Below are 25,836 nucleotides of genomic sequence, written 5' to 3'. Positions count from 1 at the left end.
GGCGGGGAACCGCTGGGCTGGGAGGGCGTGCTGCCCGAGATCGCCAAACTCTGCCCCGCCGACGATCCCGACGGGCTGCTCGACAACCTGATCGACCGGGTGGAGGCGCGCAATGGCGGCCCGCTGACCGACGACGTCGCGCTCCTGCTGCTGATCTGGGGTGCCGGCTGATGCCGGAGCGCACCCACCCGAACGTCACCCACCCGAACGTCAGCGACGGGGGAGCGGGCGACGCGGGGCCGAGCGGAGCGGTGGAGCGCGGCCGGGTCGGGTCCGTCTGGCGCCTGCGCCGTCGACTTGAGGTGACCTACGCGGTGGCAGCGATGGTGCTGATGATCGTCGCTGGTCTCGTCGTCTCGTCGTTGGTCCGGCTTGATGACGCCCTCCACGCGCGCAGCGACGTCCTCGCCCCGGCTCTGCTGAGCTCCACCGAGCTGGTCTCCAGCCTGGTCGACCAGGAGACCGGGATGCGGGGCTACCTGCTCCAGGGCAGCGAGGACTTCCTGGAGCCCTACAACGAAGGGCGCAGGGCCGAGCGCACGCTGCTCGCGGACCTGCACCGACGGCTCGTGGAGCGCCCCGACCTGCTGGCGAGGCTCGCCGTGCTGGAGGACCGGATCCGGGCCTGGCACGGCGACTACGCCGATCCGGCCATCAACGCGGTGCGGGTGGGCGGTCCCGCGGCGGCCCGCCTGTTGTCACCGGAGTTCGGCAAGACCCGCTTCGAGGCGGTCCGCGCCGCGGCCGGGGACCTCGAGGCGGACCTGCGGGCCAGGGAAGTCCGGGCCCGCCAGCACGTCACGGCGGCGCTCCGTTTCCTGATCTTCGCGCTGGTGACCGGCGCGGCCGTCATGGCCGTACTCCTGGCGGTCATCGCGCGGGCGCTACGGTCCTGGGTCACCCGCCCGCTCGAGCGGGTGAGCGACGATGCGCGAACCGTCGCCTCCGGACATCTCGATCACGTGGTCGAGCCGACCGGTCCCCCGGACATCGCCTCGCTCGCCGCCGACGTGGAGTCGATGCGACGCCAGCTGATCGGGGAGCTCGGGGTCGCGCGGGCGGCGCGGTCCGCGGTGGAGGCGCAGGCCGAGGCGCTGCGGCGCTCCAACCGTGACCTGGAACAGTTCGCCTATGTCGCCTCGCACGACCTGCAGGAGCCGCTGCGGAAGGTGGCGAGTTTCTGCCAGCTCCTGGAGCGACGCTACGGTGACAGGCTCGACGAGCGGGGCACCCAGTACATCGCTTTCGCGGTGGACGGCGCGAAGCGGATGCAGCAGCTCATCAACGATCTGCTGGCCTTCTCCCGGGTTGGGCGGACTACTGACGGTTTCGTCGATGTGCCCCTGGGGGAGATCTTCGACCGGGCGGTGGGAGCGCTGTCCATCGCGATCGAGAGCGCCCGGGCCGAGGTCACCGCGGATGATCTGCCGGTCGTGCGCGGGGACCCCGTCCTGCTCACCCAGCTGTTCGCGAACCTGATCGGGAACGCGCTGAAGTTCCGGGCCGAGACGGTTCCCGCCGTGCATGTCGGTGTCGTCGACCGGGCGGACGAGTGGGAGCTGTACTGCGCCGACAACGGGATCGGAATCGATCCGGAGTACGCCGAGAAGATTTTCGTGATCTTCCAGCGGCTGCACGGTCGGGATGTCTACGAGGGCACGGGCATCGGGCTGGCGTTGTGTCGCAAGATCGTCGAGTTCCACGGCGGCCGGATCTGGCTGGACGGCGCGGTGAAGGACGGAACCACTTTCCGGTTCACCTTCCCTAACCGGAGACTTCCAACGGCCAGAGACCCGCCGTGAGTCGCCTCATCGCCTAGAGTGCCGCACATGATGGGGTCAGGAGCGGTTCCCACCCGGCCAGGGGCCCGTGCGCAGCGGCGGGAGCTCGCGGACCTGCTGGCCGAGCGTGGCCCGGCGGCGTCCACCCTCTGCGCCGGATGGACGAACCATGATCTGGTGGCGCACCTGGTCACCCGCGAGCGGGTGCCGTGGGCCGCTCCCGGGCTCATCGTCGGTCGGCTGCACGGCATCACGGAGCGGGCCGAGCGGGCCACCATGCGGGCCCACACCTTTCCCGAGTTGGTCGAGACGTTCCGTGCCGGGCCGCCGTGGTGGCAGCCGACCCGCATCGGCCTGATCGACGATGCCATGAACCTGGTCGAGTTCTTCGTGCACGCCGAGGACATCCGCCGCGCCGCCCCTGGCTGGGAGCCTCGCGAGCTTGACACCAGAAGCCGTGACGCGATGTGGACCGCTCTGCTGCTGATCGGGTTCGCCGGGTTCCGGCGAGCCGGCCTGGGTGTCGTGGCGGAGCGTACGGACGCTCCTGGCCGGCGCGCCTTGCACGGCGGCGAGCCGGTGGTGGAGATCGTCGGGCCACCTGAGGAGATCGTGCTGTACGCGTTCGGGCGGGGCCAGGTCGCCCGGGTCGAGCTGCGCGGTTCCGACGCCGACATCGAGCGGTTCCGCGCGGCTCCCACCGGTCCCTAGCTCCCGGCGGCTGCGATCCGGTCGGAGCCGTGCCGCTATCGGGGCGGGGCGTTACCAGAGCGAGGCGTAGGTGGCCGCGCCAGCGGGATGCTCTGTCGGGTTCACCAGGGAGGAGTGCACGTTCCCGGGTGACGAATCGCTGAAGTACGTCTCGTAGGCGAGGATGTCGCGGTTCGCAGCGAACGTCTGGTACATGTTGCGGATGTACACCGGGTTGTCGCCGCCGGCCTCGCCGGCGCGGCCCGCCCCGGTATCACTCTTCCCGACGAGTCCCCATTCCGGGACCGAGAACTGCTTGCCGTGCTGGCGGGCGAACGCGATCGTCGAGCAGAGCCCGGCTTCGGCGTGACACTGACTGGCGAAGGCAGCGTCGTCCGTGCTCGCCGGCCATTGGTCGTAGCTGTCGATGCCGATGATGTCGACGTACTGGTCACCGGGGTAGACGGCCCAGGCTCCGCTGCTGTGCGCATTCAGCGCCCAGTCGATGCGGGCCTGCGGATCCGTCGAGCGGATCGCGCTGACAACCTGGCGGAAGCAGTTCACCCAGGTGGTGGGGTTGGTCTTGGAGACCGACCACGGGAACCAGTCGCCGTTGAACTCCCAGGCGAGCCGGATGACGCTCGCCGGGCGGCCCTTCGCCACCAGCCACCGGCCGAAGTCCGCCCAGTGGCCGTTGTAGGCGCCGCTCGCGCAGGAGTTCATGTCCCCACCGCCCGTGGGGTAGAAGGACTGCGAGATGACCCAGGTGCCGGCGAAGGTCGAGAACTTCTCCGGGCCCGAGCCGAGCCACGGGTTCGTCATGGTCTGCCAGCTCGACCTGTCGGTGAAGGTGAGCACGACGTTGACCGGCGAGCCGCGGAAGCTCTCCCAGGCCCGTACCTGCGTCATCGTCCCCGCGGCGACGCCGCTCATGCCGCCGGGCACCGAACCGCCCCCACCACCGACGGGGATGACGGGCACTTGTACCGCGGGCTTCGTGACCCGGGCCGCGGCGCCGGGGGTCGTCGGCTTGGCGGCGGTCCGCGGGGCCGTACCGGCCGGGGCGCCTGCGGGCACCGGGGCGGGCGACGGCGAGCCGACGGTCGCGCGGGAGTTTCCGCCGGTCGTGCCCGCCGAGACGCTGCCCGCCGAGAGGCTGCCCGCCGAGAGGCTGGGGTGTACCTGGGGGTCATCGCCGTGTCGGGGCTTCCCGTGCTGGATGGCGGTGGCCTCGACTGTCGCCGAGCCCTCGCCCCCGGTGTCGCGTTCGGGGACAAGGGTCCACCCGACTACGGCAGCGATCAGAGCCATCACGCCCAGTGACGCGATCCAGGCAGGGTGACGCGGACGGCGGCGCCCACGCCGGGAACCGGATCGGACTCTCGGCGGGCTGGGATTGCCCTCCGCTCGGTGCTTCACCGCGGGTATCCCTCCGTGCGTGGCAGTGTCGTCAGGACCCCCCCGGGTCCCGGCTTCGGCACCGAAGCGGATGACCTCCATGTCGCACAGCAGCCTGAGACGGACCGGACCGACCTCCGGTCGCCCCCTCGACGCCGGCTGCCGTGTCTAGATAGTTCGGACGAGACACTACACCGACGTGCTAGGCCGACTTGTCGGAACTCGGGGGTTTCGGGCGGTGGGGCTCTCGGGTGGCGTGGAGCCCGGCTGGTCGGCACGCCGGTTGGTCGACACGCTGGCTGTGCCACAATGTGCGCGCGGAGCCTGGGATGTGCCTGGTGGTCCACCCACCTCGCGTCACGGATCCCGCGCACGGGTCGGGGATCACGCGTCGGTGGAGTGTCGGCGGTGCCTGGTCGAGCGCCCCGGGGGTTATGCGGCCAGGCGCGGTGGCGGGGCCGTTCACCGGCTCGCCCGCCACGACGACAACAGGAGAGCACCCAATGTCCCAGCCACCCGAGTACCCTCCCGCCGACGGTCACGGCCAGGGCGGCTACGGCCAGGGCGGCTACGGCCAGGGCGGCTACGGCCAGGGCGGCTACGGCCCTCCACCGCCCGGCTATGGACCCCCGCCCGGTGGGTACGGCGCGCCGCAGGGCTACGGTGCCCCGCTGGGATACGGCGGCCCGGGTGGGTTCGGCCCACCTCCGCCCTACAACCAGCCGATCCCGACCTACCTGTGGCAGTCGATCGTGGTCACCCTGCTGTGCTGTCTGCCCGCCGGTGTGGTGGCAATCGTCTATGCCACCAAGGTGCAGAGCCGCCAGCAGATCGGCGACATCAACGGCGCGCTGGACGCCTCCAAGAAGGCCAGGATGTGGTGCATCATCTCGGCCATCTCGATCATCGTGGTGTTCCTGGTCATCCTCGTCATCGGCTTGGCCGGCGGCTTCGAGACCGATTCCAGCACGTCGTATTCGACGCTCCCACCCGCTCGCATCTGAAGGAGCGTGGCCTGACCGAGAGTCAGGCTCTCGTCGTAACGGCCGTCGGCTTGGCCCGCTCGTCGGCTCGTCAGCCGATGGAGCTCCCGCCGCAGAGCCCCGCCATTACCGAGAGAGACGCGAGGAAGAGGAGGCCGAACACGAGTCCGGCCAGGCACCAGGCCAGGCTGCGACGCGATGCCCGGCGCGCCCCGGCGACGTCGTGGGCAAGGAGTCGATTCGACGCGCGCGAGGAGTTGATGATCCCCATCACGCCGAGCGGTGCGCACAGGAATGTCGTCAGGATCGCGAGAGCCAGGTAATTGCCGACCTTTGGCGTCGCCTCGGTCCCCGGCCGCTGCCGCGTCCGCGCGTGCCGTGGTGTCTGCGCGTGCCGCCGGAGCGTCTGGTGGGGTTCGGCGGGTCGGTGGGCCTGTGTTCCGGGCCAGCCCGGATGGGGGCCGGTGTCGTTGTGTCGATTCCGCGGGTAGCCGGTCGAGTAGTGATGTCCGCTCGAGTAGTAGTGGCCGCCGGTGTCCCCTGGCCCAGGCCGCCCCACGTTGTTCGTGTTCCACCGCAACGGTCCGGTCGGAGGCGGGCGGAGCTCCTCGTCCCAGCGGCTGCGGGGCCGATCGGTCCTCGGGCGACGCTGGGTGGTGCCGGTGGTGCGGGATGACGGGTCGCTGATGCGTGAGCCCGACCGCGGGCCGGTGTTGGCCGCGGTCCAGGGATCCCAGCGGGCACCGGTGTCCGTCCGGCAACCGGTGTCCGTCCGGCAACCGGTGTCCGTCCGGCAACCGGCGTTCGTGCGGGCGCCGGTATTCGTCCGGCCGGTGTGGTTCGTCGATCCCGGGCCGCCCGCGTCCGGTGTCGGGGACGAGGGCGACCCGGTGAGGCGGGCGTCGTACTCGTCCCGCCACCTGTCGAGGATTTCGTGGGACACGGTGAGGAGCTGCATCGTGCGCATGGACTGTGCGTCCCGGCTGGCGGGATTGTCCGGATGATGGGCCCGGACGCGGGCCCGGTACGCCCGGCGGATCTCCGCCCGCTCGGCGGTGCGCGCCACCCCGAGCACGGCGTAGGCGTCGACGCCACCGAGTTCGCGAACCAGCCGGTTGAGCGGGGTCAACGTCCGATCCGCTTGACGACGTCGCCGCGGTTCCGATCGGAAGGCACCATGCGAACCGCCATTCCCCGTCGTCGGCCGGGCGCCATCAGCGGTGATGATAGGCGATCCGTCCGCCATCAGTCCGTCATTCGTCTGCCTTGGCAGATTCGTGCTGTCAGGCCGTGACGTCCCGGCGGGCCAGGCTCACCGCCCCGACCACCGCCGCACCGGCGGCATACAGACCTCCGACCAGCAGCACCGACCCGTAGCCGGCATCGGCGGTACCTCCCTGGCCGATCGCGTCGAAGACCAGTCCGGGAAAGACCCGGCCCGCTCCGCTCCAGGACTCCTGGACGATGTGCTCGATCGGAAACGTCCACGCGATCCCGACGGCGAGGGTGAGCGCCGTCGACCGCAGGACCAGCCCGAGCACGGTCCCGGCGAGTCCGAAGAAAACGGCGGCCACCAGCGCGTTCAGGTAGCTCGACGCCGCCTCCCCGAGCGCGTCGGCGCTCCACCATGCCGACGTGTCAATGTCCCGGATCCCGGCGACGGCCAGCCCGACGACGATGCTGACCACCAGCGCGGCGACGAGCGCCACCGCCACCAGGGCGAGCATGACCGCCGTGCGTCCGGCGAGCCAACCCAGCCGCCGGGGCTCCCGTAGGAACAGGGTTCGCAGCGTCCCCTGGCTGTATTCGAGGGTGATGGCGAACCGGGCCCGCCAGTGGTTGTCATCATGGGAATCAGACTGGTGTGGCCGCCCCCTCACGTCGTCCGTCCAGCGGCGGCATCGTCGTACGCAATGTGACGCAGCACCGGGTCCGCCCGCCGGCCGGCCCGGGTGAACGTCAGGGTGGCCCGCAGCTCGTCCAGCGCGTCGACGCTCGTCCGGCGGATGGCCTCCAGGGCCACCTGGGCCTGCTCGGGACGCCGGTCCAGCACATGCAGCGCCACCGCGGCCTGCAGGGAGATAATGGACAGGCTGTGGCCCACGACGTCGTGGACCTCGCGAGCCATCCGCAGCCGTTCCTGTTCGATCCGGCGGCGGGTCGCCTCCTCCTTGGCCTGCGCAGAGGCGATGCGGTTGAGTCTGATCAAGGCGCCCACGAAGGCGGGGACGGTGCAGGACGCGACCGTCCCGATCATCGCGATGCCGAACTTCCAGCCGCCGTCGGCGTATCCCCGCAGGAGCGCGACGACCGAGCCGAGGAAGATCAGCAGAACGCAGACCCCCAGGGCTCGGCTCGTCGTCCGCTGGTCGTGGCGTAGCCCGACCGCGAGCCCGGACACGATCACGGGAAAGAACGCGGGGCCGTGCGGGTAGCCGGTGCCGAGGTAGCCGCCGAGGAGCAGGCTCGTGGCCATCAGCATGGCCAACGGAGCCCGGCGGCGCAGGGGGATGGCTGCGGCCAGCAGAGCGAGCAGCACGTAGGCGAAGGCATCCAACGGCCGGGAGGGGGGCACCTGGTCGGCACCAACCTCCCCGGAACCGCGGAGCAACGCCGCCGCGGTGAACGCGGTGAACAGGACGTCACCGATCACCGGGAAGATGCCGCGCCTGGCCTCTACCATCTCTCCGACGGTAGCGAGCCGCCGTCGTGCCGACATCCGCCATTGGACGTATCCGGCGTACGGGCCGGGACGCAGCCGGGAGCCGGGACGCAGCCGGGAGGAGGAAGCGCCCGGCCGGTGGTCGACCGGTTTCGACGTGTCCTTGCGATGCCCTTGTTACGGATTGTGTCCTTGTTACGGTTACGCTGCGGCCTGAGGGTGGCCGTCGCGGCCCGAGGGCTCACGACGGCCGGTGGCGGGGAGGTGCCAGGCGGATGATTCTCGCGATCGAAGGCGTCGACGGCGCGGGCAAGAACACGCTGACCGGGCGGCTGGTCGTCCGCCTCACCGCCGCCGGCCGCAGCGTCGCGACGCTCGCCTATCCCCGCTATGCGACCGAGCCCCTCGGCCCGGCGGTGCGCGGCCTGCTGGCCGGCGATCCGCGGCTTGCGCCGCTCGCGGCCTCCCCCCGGGCGAGCGCGATGATGTTCGCGCTCGACCGGGCCAACTCCCGTCCCGAACTCGACGCCCTCGTCCGTACGCACGATCTGGTGATCATCGATCGTTACGTGGCGTCGAACGCGGCGTACGGCGCGGCGCGGCTGCCGGCCACCGAGCGGGAGAGCTTTCCCGCCTGGATCGCCGAGCTGGAACTCGGCGCGCTCGCGCTGCCGGTGCCCGATCTCCAGGTCCTGCTGCGGATCCCGGTGGGGACGGCGCGGGCGGGTACGCTCGCCCGCGCCGGGGCCGACCGGGGGCGGGCGCTGGACACCTTCGAATCCGACGACGGGCTGCAGGAGCGGTGCGCGCGGATGTACGAGGAGCTGGCGGCCCGGAGTTGGGTCTCCCCGTGGCTGGTGGTGGACCGGGAGACTGGTGTCGACACGATCTGCGAACACTTCGCCACCCGGTAGGGACGCTACGGACAGTGAGACCATCCCGGGTTTCCCGGGTTTCTGGGTTATGCAGGTTATGCGTTAGGCCGAGGCCAGCGCCTTGGCTCGCCGGGTGGCACGTTCCGTGGTCCGCGCCAGCTTCGCTTCCTGCTGCGTCGCGAGGGCGTCGAGCCCGGTGACGAAGGCGGAGACCTCCTCGCGGGCCTTCTCAGCCTCGCCATTCAGGCCCTCCAGGTCGAAGAACCGCCAGTGACGCAGGACCGGCAACACCACGTCGTCGTGGTGGATGCGCAGGTTGTAGATGCCGGCCCGGGCGATCTGGATCGCCTTGCGGCCGAAGTCACGGATGCCGGTGCCGGGCATCTGGAAGTTGACGAGCTCGTCGCGGATGGCCACCACGGTACGCGAGGGGTCGAGCTCCAGCGCCCCCGCGATCACGTTCCGATAGAAGATCATGTGCAGGTTCTCGTCCGTCGCCACCCGCGTGAGCAGCTTCTCGGCGATCGGTTCCCCGCAGAAACGGCCGGTGTTGCGGTGGCTCACCCGGGTCGCCAGTTCCTGGAAGGAGACGTACACCGTTGCCTCCAGCGGGGACTTGTTCCGGCTGTCGTAGCCCTTGCCCATCTGGTACATGCGGTTGCGTTCGAGGGCGATCGGGTCCACCGCCCGGGTGACCAGGAGGTAGTCGCGCATCGCTATGGAGTGGCGCCCCTCTTCGGCGGTCCACCGGTGCACCCAGCTTCCCCAGGCGCCGTCCTGGCCGAACGCGTCCGCGATCTCTCGGTGGTAGCTGGGCAGGTTGTCCTCGGTCAGCAGGTTGACCTCGAACGCGATCTGCGCGATCTGCGAAAGCTTCGACTGCCCGGGCTCCCAGGGGAGGCTGTCGAAGTCGCGGCCCTCGCCCCAGGGCACGTACTCGTGCGGCATCCATTCGGCAGCGACGCCGAGATGCCGGTTCAGGTTGGCCTCGGCGACGGGCTCCAGATCGCGTATCAGGTCGATGTCCGTGAGTGATTTCATTGGGGAACTGTTCCAGAGGGATCATGTGTTAACCATGTCCCACGGGTGTGGATTACCGAGCGTGGAACTGTTCCGCCGAGGCAGTGCCCGCTGCGGGACCGGGCCTCCTCGCCAGGCCCGGCGAGTAGGCCCGGGCGGACAGTCCCGGCGCGCCCGGTCGGCATCCGGCTCACACCGAACTCTCATGGTGCTCGGATGAACTCGATGCGGACGATGCCGGCATCGCCGTCCACATCGCCGTCCACATCGCCGTCCGTATCGCCGTCCACCCGCCACATCGAGGTCGCCTCCAGGGAGCCGGACATGTCCACTGCCCCGCGTGTGCTGGTCGTCGACGATGAGCCGAACATCGTCGATCTGCTGCGGATGGCGTTACGTTTCCACGGTTTCGACGTCCTGACCGCGACCACCGGTCGGGCGGCGCTTGGGTTGGCCGTCGCGGCCCGGCCGGATCTGATGATCCTTGATGTGATGCTGCCCGACATCGACGGCTTCGAGATCTGCCGGAGGTTGCGCGCGGACGGGCACCCGGTACCCGTCGTCTACCTGAGCGCGCGCAACGCTCACCGGGACAAGGTCGCCGGCCTCACCTACGGCGGCGACGACTACGTCACCAAGCCGTTCGCCGTCGACGAGCTCGTCGCCCGGGTCCGGGCCGTGCTGCGCCGGACGTCACCCCCGCCGGCCGAACCGGCACCCGCGCCGCCGTCCCCGCTGCGGTTCGCCGACGTGGAACTCGACCCGGACGCCCATCTCGTCCGCCGCGCCGGGGAGCCGATCGAGCTGTCGCCGACGGAGTTCTCCCTGCTGCGGTACTTCCTGACCAACCCTAACCGGGTGCTGTCCAGGACCCAGATCCTCGACGCGGTGTGGAGCTACGACTACGCGGGCGAGTCGACCATCGTGGACCAGTACGTCAGCTACCTGCGGCGCAAGCTCGGCCGGCACGGCCCGTCCCTCATCCACACCCAGCGCGGTTTTGGCTACGTGCTGCGCCTTCCGGTGGCGGGGTCCAACCGGTGACGCTCCGCCTGAAGCTGATGTCCGGCCTGATCGCGCTGACCGCACTGGGACTGGTAATCGTGGGTGGGGCGAGCGTGTTCGCGCTGCGTGCCTACCTGGACGACCGGATCGACCAGCAGCTCACCCGCGCGCGGGTGCTGGGCGGCCTGCCGGCCGCTGTCTATCTGTCCCGGTGGGAGGCGCTGGGCCGGGCCGGGGTGGAGCGGGCCGTGGCGCCGACCGACTACCTGGTGGAGATCCGGCGGACGGACGGGACGGTGCTGCGCATCGCGGGTTCGGTGACTCCCACGCCGCCGGCCACGCCCCTGCTGGACGCCGCCGGGGACCGGGGTGCCGCACCGTTCACCGTCATCGCCGACCGGGAGCGGTACCGAGCGGTCGTCCGGGACAGTCCGCGCGGGCCGCGGGTCCTCGTCGCGCTGCCGCTGAAGCCGGTCACGGAGACGGTCCACCGACTGGTGATGATCGAAGTCGCGGTGGGTCTCACGGTGCTTGCCGCGATCGCCGTGCTCGCCTGGGTGTGGCTGACCCGTGGCCTGCGCCCACTGCGTCAGATGATCTCCACCGCGTCGGCGATCGCCGGGGGGGATCTCGACCGGCGGGTGCCGGCGGGGTCGGCCCGTTCGGAGACCGGTCAGCTCGCCACGGCCCTCAACACGATGCTCGGCCAGATCCAGGCCGCGTTCGCCGCCCGGGTCGCATCCCAGGAGCAGCTCCGCCGCTTCGCCGCCGACGCCTCCCACGAGCTGCGGACGCCGTTGACCTCGATCCGCGGCTACGCCGATCTGCTGCGCGGCGGAATGGTGACGGCGGTCGACGCGGATGACGCGCTACGCCGGGTCCAGGAGGAGGCCGCCCGAATGAGCACCCTTGTCGACGACCTGCTGTACCTGGCCCACCTCGACGAGCAGCGACCGATGCGGCGGGCCGGGATCGACCTCGCCGGGCTCGTCCGCGACGCCGTCGCCGACCTGCGGGTCGCGGCCCCCGGGCGCCCGGTGAGCGCCGAGCTCCCGGCGAGCTGCGTCGTCCTCGGCGACGAGAACGCGCTGCGCCAGCTCGCCGGCAACCTCCTGACCAACGCCCGCGTCCACACCCCGCCCGAGACGCCGATCGAGGTGCGGCTGCAGGCGCTGCCGGCGGACGCTGCGCCGACCGGCCCCGCCGGTCCCGGGACCCCCGGGGGCGCGGAGCTTCACGTCATCGACCACGGGCCGGGCATGCCACCGGAGGTCGCCGAGCACGTGTTCGACCGCTTCTACCGGGCCGCGGACAGCCGGGCCCGGGGGCATGGTGGCAACGGGTTGGGGCTGTCCATCGTCGCGGCGACCGCTGCCGCCCACGGCGGCCGGGTCGAGGTGTCCAGTGCCGTCGGCGCCGGCACGGTCTTCCGGTTCCTGCTGCCGGTGCCGGTGCCGGAGGCGGCATCGTGGAGCCGGTAACGGACATCATCTTCGTGTGCCGTAGTACCACAGCCGTAGTGATCTCTATGTGGTCTCTTTCCGGCGCATCGGTCTTCAGTACTGATACGGCCAGGGAACAGGCCCGCGCCTATCTGGAGAGCCTGCTATCGCGTACAGAGTGTAAGAACGGGTGGACCCTCGCTGAGTAAGGGGCGTGGACATCCACCGTCCGTGAAGGTTGGCAGCCTGGTACCGGCGTCATCCCAGTGATTCAGGCGAAGCGCCGAGGCGCCACGCGGCGTCCGGAGGCTTCAGGGTACTGGCAGTCAGGGTACCGGCAGTCAGGGTACCGGCAGATTGTGGTTACCGGCGACGGGCCTGCGACTTCCGTCGTTGCCCGGCGCCGGTGCGCCGTATAGCGCGGCGAGCGCGCCCACGGCGCGCGTCATCGCCTCGCGTAGCTCCGGGGGGTGGAGCACCTCCAGATCCGGGCCGAGTACGAGCAGCTCGCGCTCGGCGTGCCGGACGGACTCGATCGGCACGACCGCGCGTACCCAGCCGTCCTCCTCCGGTGCGCTCGCCGTCTCCCGGACGGCGCGGGCGACCGCCGGGGGGAGCCGGAAGGGGGCCATCGTCACGCCGGTCGGGGAAAGCCGCACGGTCGCCCGCGCCCGGTAGACCTCGGATTCGTAGCGGGCCGTCCAGCCGGCCCAGTAGGCACCGAGGTCGAAGCCATGCGGCCGTTCGAACGTCTCGGTGGTCGTCTCAAGGCTGAGGATCTTCGCGACCCGGTACACCCGGGGCAGAGTGGCCGGCCCGTCCGCCGGTTCCGTGCCTCCGCTGCCGTCCGCACTCTCGGTGGCGCCTGCGGCTCGGGTGCCGTCAGGGTCTCGGGTGCTGCCAGCGTCCTCGGCCAGGCCTACGCCCTGGGTGCCGTGTGCGACGTTGGCGACCAGGTACCAGGTGCCGCCTTTGAGGACCACGCCGAGCGGTTCGAGGTGCCGGATGATCTCGCGGGGGGGCCGCCAACGCCGGTAGGCGACCCGGACGCGGCGCTGCTCCCACACCGCCGCTGCCACCTCGGTCAGCAGCGGCGTGTCCTCGGTGGCCCGAAACCAGCCGGGCGCGTCGAGATGGAAGCGCTCCCGCACCCGGCCGGCCCGTTCGCGCAGCTGCTCGGGCAGCGCCGCCATCAGCTTCAGTTCCGCCGCCGCGAGCATCGTGCCGAGCCCAAGCTCGCCGGCGGCCGCCGGCATGCCGGCGAGGAACAGGGAGTCGGCCTCGCCGGAGGTCAACCCGGTCAGCCGGGTGCGGAAGCCGTCGAGCAGCCGGTACCCGCCGGTGGCACCGCGGTCTGCCAGCACCGGAACCCCGGCCTCGGCGAGGGACTCCAGATCCCGGTAGACCGTCCGCACGGAGACCTCGAGCTCGTCGGCGATCTCACGCGCCGTGAGCCGCCCACGGGTCTGCAACAGCAGCAGGACGGAGAGGAGCCGGCTGGCACGCATGCCCGATTCTCCCCGGGCCATACCTGCCAGGAGAAGTCAGGTATGGCTTCGAGGATGGGATCCGACGCATCGACACCGGAACGCGAAGGAGATCGCCATGGTGGGAACGGACCCGGCTCGGGAGACGGGTGTGGACAGGACCGGGGACACGGCCGCTACCGGTGCGGCGGCTGGGTCCGCAAGTGCTGGCTTCGCGAGTGACGCGGCGGTGACCTGGGCCGGGCTGATGCTCGACTGTCCGGACGCGAAGGAGCTCGCGACCTTCTACGGCACGTTGACCGGCTGGGGCGTCGCCGGCGCCGACGACGAGGGGGCCTGGGCATACCTCACCCCACCGGGGACCGAGATCATGATCGGTTTCCAGCGGGTGGCGGGCTACCAGCCGCCGCGCTGGCCGGACCAGGACTCCCCGCAGCAGTTCCACCTGGATTTCCGGGTCGCCGGCCTGACGGCCGCCATCGCCCTGGCGGAAGGCCTCGGGGCGAGGCAGGCCGAGTTCCAGCCGGGCGGGGACCGGTGGCGGGTGCTTCTCGACCCGGTCGGTCACCCGTTCTGCCTCTGCCCGCCAGCCGCCGCCGGCTGACCGCCGAGCCGCCCGTGCTGGTCAGGGCAGGTCGCTGGTCAGGGCAGGTCGCTGGTCAGGGCAGGTTGTACAGGTTGTAGACGCGGCGGGCGTTGTCCGCGCAGATGAGCCGGGCGACCCGCTCGGCGTCCGCCGCGGTCCAGGCGTCGTCGGCGACTCCCGCCGCGAGGAACGCCGACAGCCCACGCCGGAACAGGACGGCCCCGAGCAGGTACAGCTCGCCGAGCGCGAAGGCGTCGGTGGAGAAGAGGAACTTGCCGAACGGGGCGAGTTCGAGTGCCTGCGCGAGCAGGCCGGCCGAGCCGCGGCCGCAGTTGTGGATGGCGAGCCCGAGGTCAAGGTAGATGTTCGGGAACACCTGGGCCAGGTAGCCGGCCTCCCGGTGGAACGGGTAGCAGTGCAGCAGCAGCACACTGACCTCGGTCGGTGCTATCGCCCGCAGCAGGCCGGTGAGTAGCAGTGGGTTGCCCCGGCGCAGGTCGATGTCGCTGTCCCCGTATCCGACGTGGATCTGGATGGGGAGCCGCGCGTCGACCCCGCACCAGATGAGGAAGGCATGCAGGGTGGGGTCGGTCAGCCGGATCGGGGCGCCGGCGCGGATCTCGTGGATCCAGCCGCGAGCGGCGGCGGCGACCTCGCGGTCGGTCGGTCGCTGCGCGGGCAGCTCCAGGCCGCCGCGGTAGGCCGCGACCGACTTCACCGCGACCATGGTGGGGCGGGTGGATTCGAGCCGGGCCCGCACGGTGTCGGCGAGGTGGGTCATGCCGATCTGCCCGGTGATGACGTCGACCGCGGCCTGCTCGGCGACCCGCTCCAACCGCACCACGTCCACGCCGCGTCCGCCGGCGAGCTCGGCCAGCTCCGCGGCGCTGGTCAGCGGCTCCGGTTGGAATCCGGCGTCAACGCAGAACGTGGTGATCCCGCAGGCACGCAGCAGCCGCCGGTGCACCTCGGCGTGGCCAAGCTCCGCCCGGCGTTCGAGGTAGTCTTCCGGTGCGGCATGCGCCGGCAGGTCGAGCACCGGCGCGCACCAGCGCCGCAGGGCGAAGCCGATCTGGCTGTCGAACAGCGTCGTCCCCGGTGGTCCGGGGTGTTCCGCCTCGGTGATCATGCTTTCGAATTCCGGGCGAGTCAGATCGCGGCCGACCAGACCATGGCAGTGATGGTCGACGAGCTCGTGATCTACGAAAGGTTCCACCGGGCGGCCCACCCATCGATGATCCCCCCTGGAAGGTGGGGTCATGCCTGACCGTACTGGACACACTCGGTCATCCCCAAGTCCACGGCAGGCCTGTGGATAACTTGTGGATTACTCCTGGCTTCCTGGGGACAGTCGTTCCGAAAGTCGATGATGTTGCCGTGTTTTCATCTCTTCTTGCGTCGGCGTCAACTGTGGACAACACTCGGAGCGCTTGTTGTGAACAGCTGGCTTCTCCTTCGATCCGGCCGAATTTTGTTGCTCTCCGTAACATCGCGGGAGAGTGAGGCGCCGCCCTGCCGTACGCCCCGCCCGGCGTCCGGCAGGCGTACGCGCGACCATGGGGACAGGGGAGACCCGTGGGGAAGGTGAGGATGAACGAGCCTGCGTTGGACGAGTTCGCCCCTCGGATCATCTCCGGAGAGGATCGTAGGCGTGATCGGCTCGCCTCGGCGGCCCGGCATGCGGCGACGAACCTGGAGGTACGCGGCGTCGTCTGTGTTGCGGTGACCTACGTCGACAACAGCGGCATCGCTCGGATGAAGGGGGTGCCGATCGGCCGGCTCGGCACGGCGGCGGTGTGGGGCGTTGGCGTGTCGCCGGTGTTCGACGTGTTCGGTGCCGATGACTCGATCACGACAGGGCGCTACGCTGGAGGTCCCGTCGGGGATCTGCGGCTGCATCCCGACCTGGACCGGCTGACACCCCTCGCCGCCCAGCCCGGCTGGGCCTGGGCCCCCGCCGACCGTCGCGACCAGGACGGCCGACCACACCCGCAGGACGGCCGGGAACTCGTCCGCCTCCAGACGGCCCTGCTCGCCGAGCACGGCCTGACGGCGATGATGGCGTTCGAGGTCGAATGGGCCGTCTCCCCGGCCGGTTCCGACGAGTTCGCCCCGGCCGCTTCCGGGCCGGCGTACGGGATGATCAGGGTGGCCGAACTCGGTGACTACCTGCGGGACGTGGTCACCGCGCTCACCGAGGAGGGGCTGGTCGTCGAGCAGATCCATCCCGAGTACGCGGTCGGTCAGTTCGAGGTGTCCGTCGCCGCGCAGGATCCCCTCGGCGCCGCCGACACGTGCGTGCTGGTCAAGGAGACGGTGCGCGGCGTCAGCAGGCGCCATGGCCTGCGCGTCTCGTTCGCCCCCAAGGTTCTCGTCGACAACGTGGGCAACGGCGGCCACGTGCATCTGAGCCTGTGGAGCGACGCTCCCGACCGGCCGCCGGCCCCGCCCCGGCCCACGGCCTCGGGCGGAGGCCCGGGTGGGGCGAACTCCGGTGGCCCGTACCCGGGTGGTCTGGCCCGGACCGGTGGGGGCTCCGCCCGCCCGGGCCGGATCAACCTCATGGCGGGTGGCAACGGGCCGCTCGGACTGACCGCTGCCGGGGAGGCGTTCGCCGCCGGGATCCTCGGCCGGCTGCCGGCGCTGATGGCTCTCGGCGCCCCGAGCGTTGCCTCCTACCTGCGACTGGTGCCATCGACGTGGGCGGGTGTCCACGCCTGCTGGGGTCGGGAGAACCGGGAGGCCGCGTTGCGTATGATCCCCGGGCCGCCGGCCGCGGTCGGCCAGGCGGCGAACCTGGAGGTGAAATCCTTCGACCTCGCCGCGAATCCTTACCTTCTGGTGGCCGGTCTGCTGGCCGCCGGGCAGGCGGGGCTAGCGGCGGCGGCCACGTTGCCGGAGCCGGTGGACGTTGACCCGGCCTCGCTCGACCCCGCCGAACGGGCCCGCCGCGGCATCCGGCGCCTGCCCACCAGCCTGAGCGAGGCGGTCGCCGCCTTCGAGGTCGACGAGGTGTTGCACCGCGCCCTGGGACGGGAGCTGCACGACACGGTCGCCGCCGTCCGGCGCGCGGAGATCGACCGGTTCGCCGAGGCCGACCCGGCCGCCGTCGTCGCGGCGACCCGTTGGCGGTACTGACCTGCCGGCGGTGCTGACCGGGTATCAGCCCACCCGGCGCAGTCCGGCCGCGGCGGCGGCCCGCTCCAGGTCCTCGACGCCGAAGGCGTCGACCGGGCCAAGCGCGCCGGCGCGGGCGACGGTGCCCGCGGCGAGATGTCCCGCCATCCATGCCATGATCCGAGCGGTGAAGGCGTAGGGGTCGCGACCTTCCAGCCGCACGGTGGCGAGTTCCCGGCCGGTGGCGTCCCGGGCGAGCGCGAACACCTGCGCCCCGGCGCGGGCACGCGCCGCCCGGTCCGGTCCGCGGCCGGTCGTCCGCAGGGCGGACCGGGCGGCGGCGGCCAGCAGCGCCCGGCTCGGTGGGAAACGACGCAGCCCGGACAGGGGGAACGACAGTGCCTGCCCCACGCGGATGCCGCGGTCGACGCCGCCGATGTACGTCGCGACGTCGGTCAGCGCCGGTGCGAGCCGGGGCAGGGTGAACGGCTCCCCTCCCGACCACAGCACCGCCGGGTGTCCCCGCCGGCAGCCCGACCCGCCGGTGACCTTGCCGGACGATCGGAAGGACCGCACCTCGCGGGCGAGCGGGCGCTCGACGAGGACGCCGCCGCGCAGCACGATGACGGGCTCGGTCAGCGCGGCCAGCAGGGTTGCCCGCGTTCCGCTGCTCATCCCGAGAGCGCCCATGACGAGGTAGCCGACGTCGAGGCGGCGGGCTTCGCCGCCGGCCGCCTGCAGGGCCAGTGCTCCGGCGAGGTTGCCGGGGACGAAGTCGAAGCCGGCGCCGGGGATCAACGCCGCCCCGGACGCCGCCGCTCGCGGGCCGACCTCGGTGAAGACGTGCCGCAGGAACGCGCCCTCCCCGGAACAGTCCAGGTAGTGCGCGCCGACCGCGGCCGCCGCCGCCACGACCGGTCGCCCGAACCGGCGGAACGGGCCCACCGTGGAGACGAGCACGTCCCCGGTGCCGAGCCCGAGCAGGCGGGCCAGCGACGCGCCGTCGGCCGCGTCCCGAGCCTCCGTCCGGTCGGCCGCGCCAGCCACGTCGGCCACGTCGGCCGCGTCAGCCACGGCGGTCTCCAGGCCGTCGTAGGCGGCAGCGAGGGCACGGACCCTGGTCTCCGTGCGGCCGGCGAGGACAGGTCGGTGCCCGGCAGCCACGAGTTCCGCGGTCACCAGCCGGCCGGTGTAACCGGTCGCGCCGAACACTACGATACGGGCCGTCATGGGTCCCGACGTTATGCCCATCTGTCGAAGGTGGCCCTTGAGACGTTACTTTGGCACGTAAGGGCCTGCACACCCCACAATGATGCGCACCCGTCCGAGGAGGCGCGTGTGCGTAAGGTACTGGTTGCAAATCGTAGCGAGATCGCCGTCCGTGTTTTCCGAGCCGCTCAGGAACTGGGCCTGCGCACGGTGGCGGTCTACACGCCCGAAGACGTTTCCGCGCTGCACCGGACAAAGGCGTCCGAGGCCTACGAGATCGGTGGCCCCGGGCACCCGGTGCGCGGATACCTGGACATCGATGCCCTGCTCACCGTGGCCAAGCAGGCGGAGGCCGACGCGCTGCACCCCGGCTACGGCTTCCTGTCGGAGTCGGCGGTGCTCGCCGATGCGTGCGCCACCGCCGGCGTCACCTTCGTCGGACCGCCCCCGGCGGTCCTGCGGCTGACCGGAGACAAGGTCGCCGCCCGGGACGCCGCGCTGGCCGCCGGGCTGCCGGTGCTGCGCGCCTCGGTGCCGCTGCCGGAGGGCGCCGGGGCGCTCGCCGCCGCCGAGGAGATCGGCTTCCCGCTGTTCGTCAAGGCCTCCGCCGGTGGTGGGGGGCGCGGCCTGCGGCGGGTGGAACGCCCCGCCGACCTCGCCGACGCGGTGGCGAGCGCGTCCCGGGAGGCCGCCGCCGCCTTCGGGGACGGCACGATCTTCCTGGAGCAGGCGGTGGACCGGCCGCGCCACATCGAGGTCCAGATCCTGGCCGACGCCTACGGCAACATCATCCATCTGTACGAGCGGGACTGCTCGGTGCAGCGCCGGCACCAGAAAGTCGTGGAGATCGCCCCGGCGCCGCAGCTCGACGAGGCGGTCCGGGCGAGCATCTGCGCCGACGCGGTGCGGTTCGCCCGGCATGTCGGCTATGTCAATGCGGGCACGGTCGAGTTTCTTCTCGGCGCCGACGACCGGTACACGTTCATGGAGATGAATCCCCGGATCCAGGTCGAGCACACGGTCACCGAGGAGGTCACCGGGGTTGATCTGGTTGCGGCGCAGCTGCGGATCGCCGATGGGGAGAGCCTGGCCGGCCTCAACCTCATCCAGGAGCAGATCGTCCTGCGCAGCACCGCCATCCAGTGCCGGGTCACCACCGAGGATCCCTCGGATGGCTTCCGGCCCGACACCGGGACGATCAGCTTCTACCAGTCACCCGGCGGTCCGGGGGTGCGCCTCGACGGCGCCACGTACCCGGGGGCCGAAGTCAGCCCGTACTTCGACTCGTTGCTGGTGAAGCTGACGACCCGGGGTAACACGCTGGAGAAGGCTGCGCGGCGCGCCCGGCGGGCGCTGAACGAGTTCCGGGTCCGCGGGGTGCGCACGAACATCGACTTCCTGGTGCGGCTCCTCGCTGACCCCGGCTTCCTCGCCGGCGGGGTGAGCACGTCGTTCATCGATGAACGGCCGGAGCTGCTCGCTCCCGGCAAGGGGGCGGACCCGACCAGCCGGCTGCTGGCTCGCCTCGCCGAGAGCACGGTGAACGGATTCCCGCGCCCGGCGGTCGCCCTGACCGACCCCCGGGAGTTGCTGCCGCCCGCGCCCGCGCAGGTGGCGGCGTCCGGCGGCACGGCGTCCGGCGGCACGGCGTCCGGCGGCACGGCGTCCGGCGGCACGCAGCCGCCGGCGGCGGGATCCCGGCAGCTGCTGACGGAGCTCGGGCCGGCGGGCTGGGCGGCGTGGCTGCGCGCCCAGGAGGCGCTGGCCGTCACCGACACCACCCTGCGTGACGCCCACCAGTCGCTGCTGGCCACGAGGCTGCGCAGCTTCGACATCCTGGCGGCCGCCCCGTCGTACGCCGCGCTGACGCCGAACCTGCTGAGCCTGGAGGCCTGGGGCGGGGCGACCTACGATGTCGCGCTGCGCTTTCTCGCGGAGGATCCGTGGGAGCGGCTCGCCGCGCTGCGCCAGGCCGCGCCGAACATCTGCCTGCAGATGCTGCTGCGGGGGCGCAACGCGGTCGGGTACACCCCCTACCCGGACGACGTCGTCCGGGCGTTCGTCGCCGAGGCCGCAGCGACCGGCGTCGACATCTTCCGGATCTTCGATGCGCTGAACGACATCGAGCAGATGCGCCCGGCGATCGAGGCGGTGCTCGGTACCGGGGCGATCGCCGAAGGGACGCTCTGCTACACCGGTGACCTCTCCGACCCGGCGGAGCGGATCTACACCCTCGACTACTACCTGCGCCTCGCCGAAGAGCTCGTCGAGGCGGGTGTGCATGTGCTCGCCGTGAAGGACATGGCGGGACTGCTGCGCCCGGCGGCGGCGGCCACGCTGGTGACGGCCCTGCGGGAGCGTTTCGACCGGCCCGTCCACCTGCACACCCACGACACCGCGGGCGGCCAGCTCGCCACCCTGCTCGCGGCGTCCGCGGCCGGGGTGGACGCGGTGGACGCCGCCGCCGCGCCGATGTCCGGCGGCACCAGCCAGGTCAACATGTCCGCGCTGGTGGCGGCGACCGACCACACTCCCCGGGCGACCGGCATCGCGCTGTCCGCGCTGTCCGCGATGGAGCCGTACTGGGAGGCCGTGCGTGACCTCTACGCCCCGTTCGAGGCGGGGCTGCGGGCCCCGACCGGGGCCGTGTACCGGCACGAGATTCCCGGCGGCCAGCTGACGAACCTGCGTCAGCAGGCGATCGCGCTGGGACTGGGGGACCGGTGGGCCGAGGTCACCGAGTGCTACGCGATCGCCAACGAGCTGCTCGGCAAGCCCATCAAGGTGACGCCGACCAGCAAGGTCGTCGGTGACCTGGCTCTGTTCATCGCCGGCGGATCCGTCGACGTGGACCGGTTGCGTGCGCATCCCGAGGAGTTCGACCTGCCGGCCAGCGTGCTCGGCTACCTCGCGGGCGAACTCGGCACGCCGCCGGCAGGCTTCGCCGAACCGTTCCGGGAACGGGCGCTGGCCGGGCGCCGTCCGTCGCCGCCGTCCGTCGACCTCGACGCGGCGGACGCCGACGAGCTCTCCTTCCCGGGGGCCCGGCGGGTGGCCCTGTCCAGGCTGCTCTTCCCCGGCCCGTGGAAGGACTATCTGCGGGCGGTGGACGCCTACGGGGACTCCTCCGTGGTCCCCACCGACGGCTTTTTGTACGGGCTGCGGCCTGGCGTTCCGCTCACCGTCACCCTGGAGCCCGGAGTAGAGATCATCGTGGAGCTGGAGACGCTCTCCGAACCGGACGACTCCGCGATGCGCACCCTGTACCTGCGGGTCAACGGCCAGCCCCGGCCGGTGCGGGTCCGGGACGCGTCCATCACGGCCACCACCACGGCGGCCCGTCGGGCAGACGCCGCCGATCCGAACCAGGTGGGCGCCGGGCTGCCGGGCATCGTCACGTTCAGCGTCGCGGTGGGCGACACGGTGACGAAGGGCCAGCGGCTGGCGGTGGTGGAGGCGATGAAGATGGAGGCCGCGGTGACCAGCCCGGTGGGCGGGACCGTCGTGGAGCTCGTCCGCTCCAGCGGCGACTCGGTCGAGGTCGGCGACCTGCTGCTTACTCTGCGTCCCTGATCTCGCCGGTCGGGGCCCGCCTCCGCGGGGGTGTCGTGGCCGGGGGCATCCCGGCCACGTTCCTCGCCTCCCGGTCCGGGCGGAAGACCCAGGCGCGTAGCAGAAGGAACCGGATGACCGTGGAGGCCAGGTTCGCCAGCACCAGCACGGAGAGTTCGAGGCCGCGGCCGGGGTTCGTGCTCGCCGCGTGCAGGAGCGCGAGCGAACCGCTGGTCAGGCCGAGGCCGACGGCGAACACCACCAGGCCCTGCAGATGGTGGCGACCGGCGCGCCGCGGACCGGTGAGACCGAAGGTCAGCCGCCGGTTCGCCGCGGTGTTCGCGACCGCCGTGAGAAGCAGCGACAGCAGGTTCGCGATCTGCGCCCCGGTGACTGTCCGCAGCAGGACGAAGAGCACCAGATAGGACAGCGTGCTGGCGACCCCGATCGCGGCGAATCGCAGGAGCTGACCGGCGAGTCCCTTCGGTACCCCCGGGACCTCGACGACCTTGCCCTCCTCGGCGTGGCCGGCGGTGAGCGGACCTCGGCCGAACTCCTGGTGCAGCTTGGCGAGCGGCAGCTTTCCGCTGCCGAACGCCCGCAAGAGGCGGACCACACCCTTCAGGTCGGCGATGGCCGTGGCGAGGACGTCGACGCGGCTGTCCGGATCATCGATCCAGTCGACCGGGACCTCGTGGATGCGCATCCCGGCCCGTTCGGCCAGGACGAGCAGTTCGGTGTCGAAGAACCAGCCGCTGTCCTCCACCAGGGGTAGCAGGCCCGCCGCGGCGTCGGCGCGGATCGCCTTGAAGCCGCACTGCGCGTCGGAGAACCGGGCCGCCAGGGTTCTGCGGAGGATCAGGTTGTAGCAGCGGGAGATCACCTCCCGGCGCGGTCCCCGCACGACCCGGGAGGCGGGGGAGAGCCGGGTGCCGATCGCGAGATCCGAGTGGCCGCTGATGAGCGGAGCCACCAGGGGCAGCAGCGCGGCGAGGTCGGTCGACAGGTCGACGTCCATGTAGGCGAGCACCGGTGCGGGCGAGAGGCCCCAGGCCGCCCGCAGTGCCCGGCCGCGGCCCTTGGCCTCGAGGTGGATCGCGGCGACCTCGGGGAGTTCCTTCTCCAACGCCTGGGCGATGGCCAGGGTGCCGTCGGTGCTGGCGTTGTCGGCGATCGTGATCTGAAAGGGGTACGGGAACATCCCGGTCAGGTGGGCATACAGCCGTCGGACGCAGGGGGCGAGGTCGTTCTCCTCGTTGTACACGGGGATGACGACGTCCAGCACCGGGCGCGGCCGGCCGCCGTCCGGCCCGAGCCACCCGGGATGATGATGTTGAACGGGAATGCTCTCCCCGGTGCTCCCGGTCGTCTCGAAGGTCCCGGTCATTCCGGTCGTCCCGGAGGCCTCGGTCGTCCCGGAGATCACGGTCGTCCCGGAGATCACGGTCGTCGAGGAAGGCATCCGTGTCATCGTCATGCTCTCCACCCTCGGTTCGGGAGCTGTGCCGCTCGTGTGCCGATGCTGTGCGCCTGCTGTGAGCGCAGGCCGGGCTGAGGACCGCCTCGGTGGTTGTGGTTGTGGTGCGGAGCGGATTGGAACCATAACTGTGAGGCATCGCGTCGGCGAGGCATCGCGCCAACGCGGTGACGCCCACCAGGAGGATCGCGACGGCGATCGCAGCATCCTGGTGGGCGTCGCGTTCACCCGTGGCCCACGGGCTGGACGCCCGTCCGCGTCAGGCCACCGCGGCGTCAGGCAGTGACGCCGGTGCCCGTCGTGGAGCCGGTGGTGGCGCCGGTCTTCGGTGCGGTCAGGTCGTAGAGGGTCACGCCGTCGACCGTCTTCGAGGCGAAGTTCTCCGTCACCCAGCTGGAGATCTCCCGTGAGGACGAGCTACCGCCGTTGGCCTGACCGAAGCTGCCGCCGCCGCCGATGAAGTAGTGGATCTTTCCTTCGGCGGCGTACTGCTTGAACTGCGCCAGGGTGGGCGAGGGGTCGCTCCCGTTGAACCCGCCGACCGGCATGACCGGGTCCTGGGTCGCGAGCTGGTATCCGGCCGCGCTGTTCGAACCGACCGCGGCGGCGACCCAGGTGTAGGAGTCCGCGTTCTGCCTGAGCAGCTTCACGATCGCGTCGCTGGGAGTGACGGCGCTGAGTAGACCGCCTGGGCCACCGCCCCGGCTCTCCCGCCCGCCGAGGATCCCGTTCCCCAGCGCGCTGGTTCCGGTCCCGGCACCACCACCGGCCTGGCCGCCGGGCATCTGCTGCCCACCGCCGGGGAAGGCCCCGCCGGGGAAGATTCCACCGCCCTGTGGGCCGCCCTGTGCCCCGCGGCCCATCCCCCGCGGCGGGAAGCCCCGCTGACGGCCGGCCTGCAGGCCGCCCTGGCCCATGCGGAAGAAGCGGCCGCCACCCGGCCCACCGAAGCCGGCGCCGGCGGGACCCGCCGCCGGGATCGAGCCGGTGTGCGGGGTCGCCGCGGTGGCGATGGCATACGAGCCGGGTCCGAGGAGCCCGGCGACCAGCGCCACGGCGGCGACGCCGAGCGCGGCCCGCCGCGGCAGTCGGATGGCCGCGAGGAACCCGAGCGCCGCGATGATCCCGGCGACGAGCACGGCGTACCGGATCCACGGATGCCACTGGGGGGTGCGGTTCAACAGGGTGTAGCACCAGGCGGCGGTGGCGGCCATCGTGGCAGCCGAGACCACGGCGGCGGCGGGATGCCGGCGATGACGCCAGAGCAGCGCGCAGCCCATCCCCACCAGGGCACCGACCGCCGGGGCGAGCGCCACCGTGTAGTAGGCGTGAAAGATGCCCTTCATCTGGCTGAAGACGATGCCGGTGACGAGCAGCCAGCCGCCCCAGAGGAGGAAGGCGGCGCGGGCGCGGTTCGTCCGCGGGGCGCGCCGGGTGATCCACAGGCCGGCGACGAGCAGGATCAGTGCCGTCGGGAGCAGCCAGGAGATCTGACCACCGACTTCCGAGCCGAACATGCGGGTCCAACCGGCCTGGCCCCACATGCCGCCCCCGCGGCCGCCCGGACCCCCGGGGCCGAAGAGGACCGTGCCGCCGCCGGGAGCGGCGCCTGCCGCGCCGTTCCCGACGGATTCCGGCAGGCCGCCCATCCGGCCGCCCCGGCCACCGCCAACGCTGCCGGTCTCGTTGCCGGTAAGTCGGCCGAGTCCGTTGTAGCCGAGGGTGAGCTCCAGCAGGCTGTTGTGCTGTGAACCCCCGATGTAGGGGCGGGAGGACGCCGGGACGAGCTCCACGATCGCGATGAAGAGGCCGGCGGGGATCAGCAGTCCGAGCCCCGCGGCCAGGGTCTGCCGGACGCGCCGCCAGAACGAGGTCGGCGCGGTCACCAGGTACACCAGTGCGAAGACGGGGACGACGAGCAGCGCCTGCAGCAGCTTCGTCAGGAAGGCGAAGCTGACCAGGACCCCGGCGAACACCAGCCAGCGGGTGCTCGCCTGCTCGATCGCCCGCAACGTCGCGTAGGCCGCGGCGACCAGGAGCAGCACGAGCAGGGCGTCCGGGTTGTTGAACCGGAACATCAGAGCCGCGACCGGGGTCAGGGCCAGCACCGCGCCGGCAAGCAGGCCCGCACCGGCGGAGAACTGCCGCCGCACGGTCTGGTAAAGCAGGCCGACGGTGGCGACACCCATCAGTGCCTGGGGCACGAGGATGCTCCAGGCGCTCAGGCCGAAGATCCGGGCAGACAGCGCCATGACCCACAGGGAGGCCGGCGGCTTGTCGACCGTGATTGAGTTGGCGGCGTCCGAGGAACCGTAGAAGAACGCCTCCCAGCTCACCGAGCCGGCCTGGACCGCGGCCGAGTAGAACGCGTTCGCCCACCCCGACGCGCCGAGGCCCCACAGGTAGAGCACACCCGTGCCCACCAGCAGGGTGACCAGTGCTGGTCGGACCCAGCGGGCGTCCTCGGCGGATACGTCTTCGGCGGATACGAGGCCACCGGAGCCGCCGACCGGGAGCCCGGTCTCGGTGGGGGCGTCGGGGGAGGGCACGTG

The 25,836-nt window shown here is 71.7% G+C and carries 20 protein-coding genes and 1 pseudogene; 10 read left to right on the top strand and 11 right to left on the bottom strand.

All coding sequences use genetic code 11. The annotated features are described in order from the left end of the window. The 3 genes and pseudogenes from AC08OO_RS13100 to AC08OO_RS13090 form a co-directional block, all read left to right on the top strand. Window positions 1–171 (top strand): annotated as a pseudogene (locus AC08OO_RS13100) (serine/threonine protein phosphatase); the annotation flags it as partial. Next, on the top strand, window positions 171–1,802 hold the full coding sequence (locus AC08OO_RS13095; RefSeq protein WP_476610254.1) for a sensor histidine kinase: 1,632 nt from the start codon (window positions 171–173) through the stop codon (window positions 1,800–1,802). The pseudogene AC08OO_RS13100 and the gene AC08OO_RS13095, both read left to right, overlap by 1 nt. A gap of 27 nt (window positions 1,803–1,829) precedes the next feature. Then, window positions 1,830–2,492 carry a TIGR03085 family metal-binding protein gene (locus AC08OO_RS13090; protein WP_476606755.1) on the top strand — a complete coding sequence of 221 codons (663 nt, stop codon included), beginning with the start codon at window positions 1,830–1,832 and terminating at the stop codon, window positions 2,490–2,492. A gap of 51 nt (window positions 2,493–2,543) precedes the next feature. Here the strand turns inward: AC08OO_RS13090 and AC08OO_RS13085 are convergent, their stop codons facing one another. Further along, window positions 2,544–3,890 carry a glycoside hydrolase family 26 protein gene (locus AC08OO_RS13085; RefSeq protein WP_476610252.1) on the bottom strand — a complete coding sequence of 449 codons (1,347 nt, stop codon included), beginning with the start codon at window positions 3,888–3,890 and terminating at the stop codon, window positions 2,544–2,546. 482 nt (window positions 3,891–4,372) lie between these two features. Between AC08OO_RS13085 and AC08OO_RS13080 the strand changes: the two genes are divergently transcribed. Then, window positions 4,373–4,873, top strand: a complete 501-nt coding sequence (locus tag AC08OO_RS13080; RefSeq protein ID WP_476610251.1) for a CD225/dispanin family protein — start codon at window positions 4,373–4,375, stop codon at window positions 4,871–4,873. A gap of 70 nt (window positions 4,874–4,943) precedes the next feature. Here the strand turns inward: AC08OO_RS13080 and AC08OO_RS13075 are convergent, their stop codons facing one another. From AC08OO_RS13075 to AC08OO_RS13065, 3 genes are all read right to left on the bottom strand, one after another. After that, window positions 4,944–5,981, bottom strand: coding sequence for a CD225/dispanin family protein (locus AC08OO_RS13075; RefSeq protein ID WP_476610250.1), 1,038 nt, complete (start codon window positions 5,979–5,981; stop codon window positions 4,944–4,946). A 154-nt stretch (window positions 5,982–6,135) separates the two neighbouring features. Continuing rightward, window positions 6,136–6,732, bottom strand: coding sequence for a hypothetical protein (locus tag AC08OO_RS13070; RefSeq protein WP_476610249.1), 597 nt, complete (start codon window positions 6,730–6,732; stop codon window positions 6,136–6,138). Next, window positions 6,729–7,535 (bottom strand): sensor histidine kinase, encoded by an 807-nt coding sequence (locus AC08OO_RS13065; protein ID WP_476610248.1) that lies wholly within the window; start codon window positions 7,533–7,535, stop codon window positions 6,729–6,731. Before AC08OO_RS13065 ends, AC08OO_RS13070 begins: the two co-directional genes overlap by 4 nt. Window positions 7,536–7,789: 254 nt before the next feature. Here AC08OO_RS13065 and AC08OO_RS13060 point away from each other — a divergent pair, with 254 nt between their 5' ends. Then, complete coding sequence (locus AC08OO_RS13060; protein ID WP_476610247.1) at window positions 7,790–8,428, top strand: dTMP kinase; 639 nt, start codon at window positions 7,790–7,792, stop codon at window positions 8,426–8,428. Window positions 8,429–8,491: 63 nt separating this feature from the next. Here AC08OO_RS13060 and AC08OO_RS13055 read toward each other — a convergent pair whose 3' ends face one another. Both AC08OO_RS13055 and AC08OO_RS13050 read right to left on the bottom strand, forming a co-directional pair. Further along, entirely contained in the window at window positions 8,492–9,430 is a 939-nt protein-coding gene (locus AC08OO_RS13055) for an acyl-ACP desaturase (protein ID WP_011434772.1), read from the bottom strand. 182 nt (window positions 9,431–9,612) lie between these two features. Further along, window positions 9,613–9,735, bottom strand: a complete 123-nt coding sequence (locus AC08OO_RS13050; protein ID WP_476610246.1) for a hypothetical protein — start codon at window positions 9,733–9,735, stop codon at window positions 9,613–9,615. Here AC08OO_RS13050 and AC08OO_RS13045 point away from each other — a divergent pair. Further along, window positions 9,734–10,453, top strand: a complete 720-nt coding sequence (locus AC08OO_RS13045; protein ID WP_476610245.1) for a response regulator transcription factor — start codon at window positions 9,734–9,736, stop codon at window positions 10,451–10,453. The two genes, AC08OO_RS13050 and AC08OO_RS13045, sit on opposite strands and share 2 nt — an antisense overlap. Then, window positions 10,450–11,895: a sensor histidine kinase gene (locus tag AC08OO_RS13040; RefSeq protein WP_476610244.1), complete on the top strand. Its 1,446-nt coding sequence runs from the start codon at window positions 10,450–10,452 to the stop codon at window positions 11,893–11,895. The genes AC08OO_RS13045 and AC08OO_RS13040 overlap by 4 nt, the downstream gene beginning before the upstream one ends. 302 nt (window positions 11,896–12,197) lie before the next feature. Here AC08OO_RS13040 and AC08OO_RS13035 read toward each other — a convergent pair whose 3' ends face one another. After that, window positions 12,198–13,364 (bottom strand): helix-turn-helix transcriptional regulator, encoded by a 1,167-nt coding sequence (locus AC08OO_RS13035; protein WP_476610243.1) that lies wholly within the window; start codon window positions 13,362–13,364, stop codon window positions 12,198–12,200. A 97-nt stretch (window positions 13,365–13,461) separates the two neighbouring features. Here AC08OO_RS13035 and AC08OO_RS13030 point away from each other — a divergent pair, with 97 nt between their 5' ends. Continuing rightward, window positions 13,462–13,947, top strand: coding sequence for a VOC family protein (locus AC08OO_RS13030; RefSeq protein WP_476606745.1), 486 nt, complete (start codon window positions 13,462–13,464; stop codon window positions 13,945–13,947). Window positions 13,948–14,002: 55 nt separating this feature from the next. Here AC08OO_RS13030 and AC08OO_RS13025 read toward each other — a convergent pair whose 3' ends face one another. Beyond that, window positions 14,003–15,157, bottom strand: coding sequence for an amidohydrolase family protein (locus AC08OO_RS13025; protein ID WP_476618550.1), 1,155 nt, complete (start codon window positions 15,155–15,157; stop codon window positions 14,003–14,005). A gap of 362 nt (window positions 15,158–15,519) precedes the next feature. Between AC08OO_RS13025 and AC08OO_RS13020 the strand changes: the two genes are divergently transcribed. Further along, window positions 15,520–17,067 carry a type I glutamate--ammonia ligase gene (locus tag AC08OO_RS13020; protein WP_476610241.1) on the top strand — a complete coding sequence of 516 codons (1,548 nt, stop codon included), beginning with the start codon at window positions 15,520–15,522 and terminating at the stop codon, window positions 17,065–17,067. A 24-nt stretch (window positions 17,068–17,091) separates the two neighbouring features. On the opposite strand, the gene AC08OO_RS13015 is transcribed toward AC08OO_RS13020, so the two are convergent. Next, a complete protein-coding gene (locus AC08OO_RS13015; protein WP_476610240.1) occupies window positions 17,092–18,276 on the bottom strand; it encodes a saccharopine dehydrogenase NADP-binding domain-containing protein in 1,185 nt (394 codons plus the stop codon). A gap of 108 nt (window positions 18,277–18,384) precedes the next feature. Here AC08OO_RS13015 and AC08OO_RS13010 point away from each other — a divergent pair, with 108 nt between their 5' ends. Beyond that, window positions 18,385–21,828: a pyruvate carboxylase gene (locus AC08OO_RS13010; protein WP_476610239.1), complete on the top strand. Its 3,444-nt coding sequence runs from the start codon at window positions 18,385–18,387 to the stop codon at window positions 21,826–21,828. On the opposite strand, the gene AC08OO_RS13005 is transcribed toward AC08OO_RS13010, so the two are convergent. Both AC08OO_RS13005 and AC08OO_RS13000 read right to left on the bottom strand, forming a co-directional pair. Next, window positions 21,812–23,194 (bottom strand): bifunctional glycosyltransferase family 2/GtrA family protein, encoded by a 1,383-nt coding sequence (locus AC08OO_RS13005; protein WP_476610255.1) that lies wholly within the window; start codon window positions 23,192–23,194, stop codon window positions 21,812–21,814. The two genes, AC08OO_RS13010 and AC08OO_RS13005, sit on opposite strands and share 17 nt — an antisense overlap. Window positions 23,195–23,559: 365 nt before the next feature. Continuing rightward, window positions 23,560–25,836: ArnT family glycosyltransferase (locus AC08OO_RS13000; protein WP_476618549.1), on the bottom strand; the 2,277-nt coding region annotated here is incomplete at its 5' end.

It is taken from the genome of Frankia sp. CeCAU1, assembly GCF_977971845.1.
The sequence above is the reverse complement of the archived record's forward strand: the minus strand, read 5'-3'. Positions and strand labels throughout refer to the sequence as shown.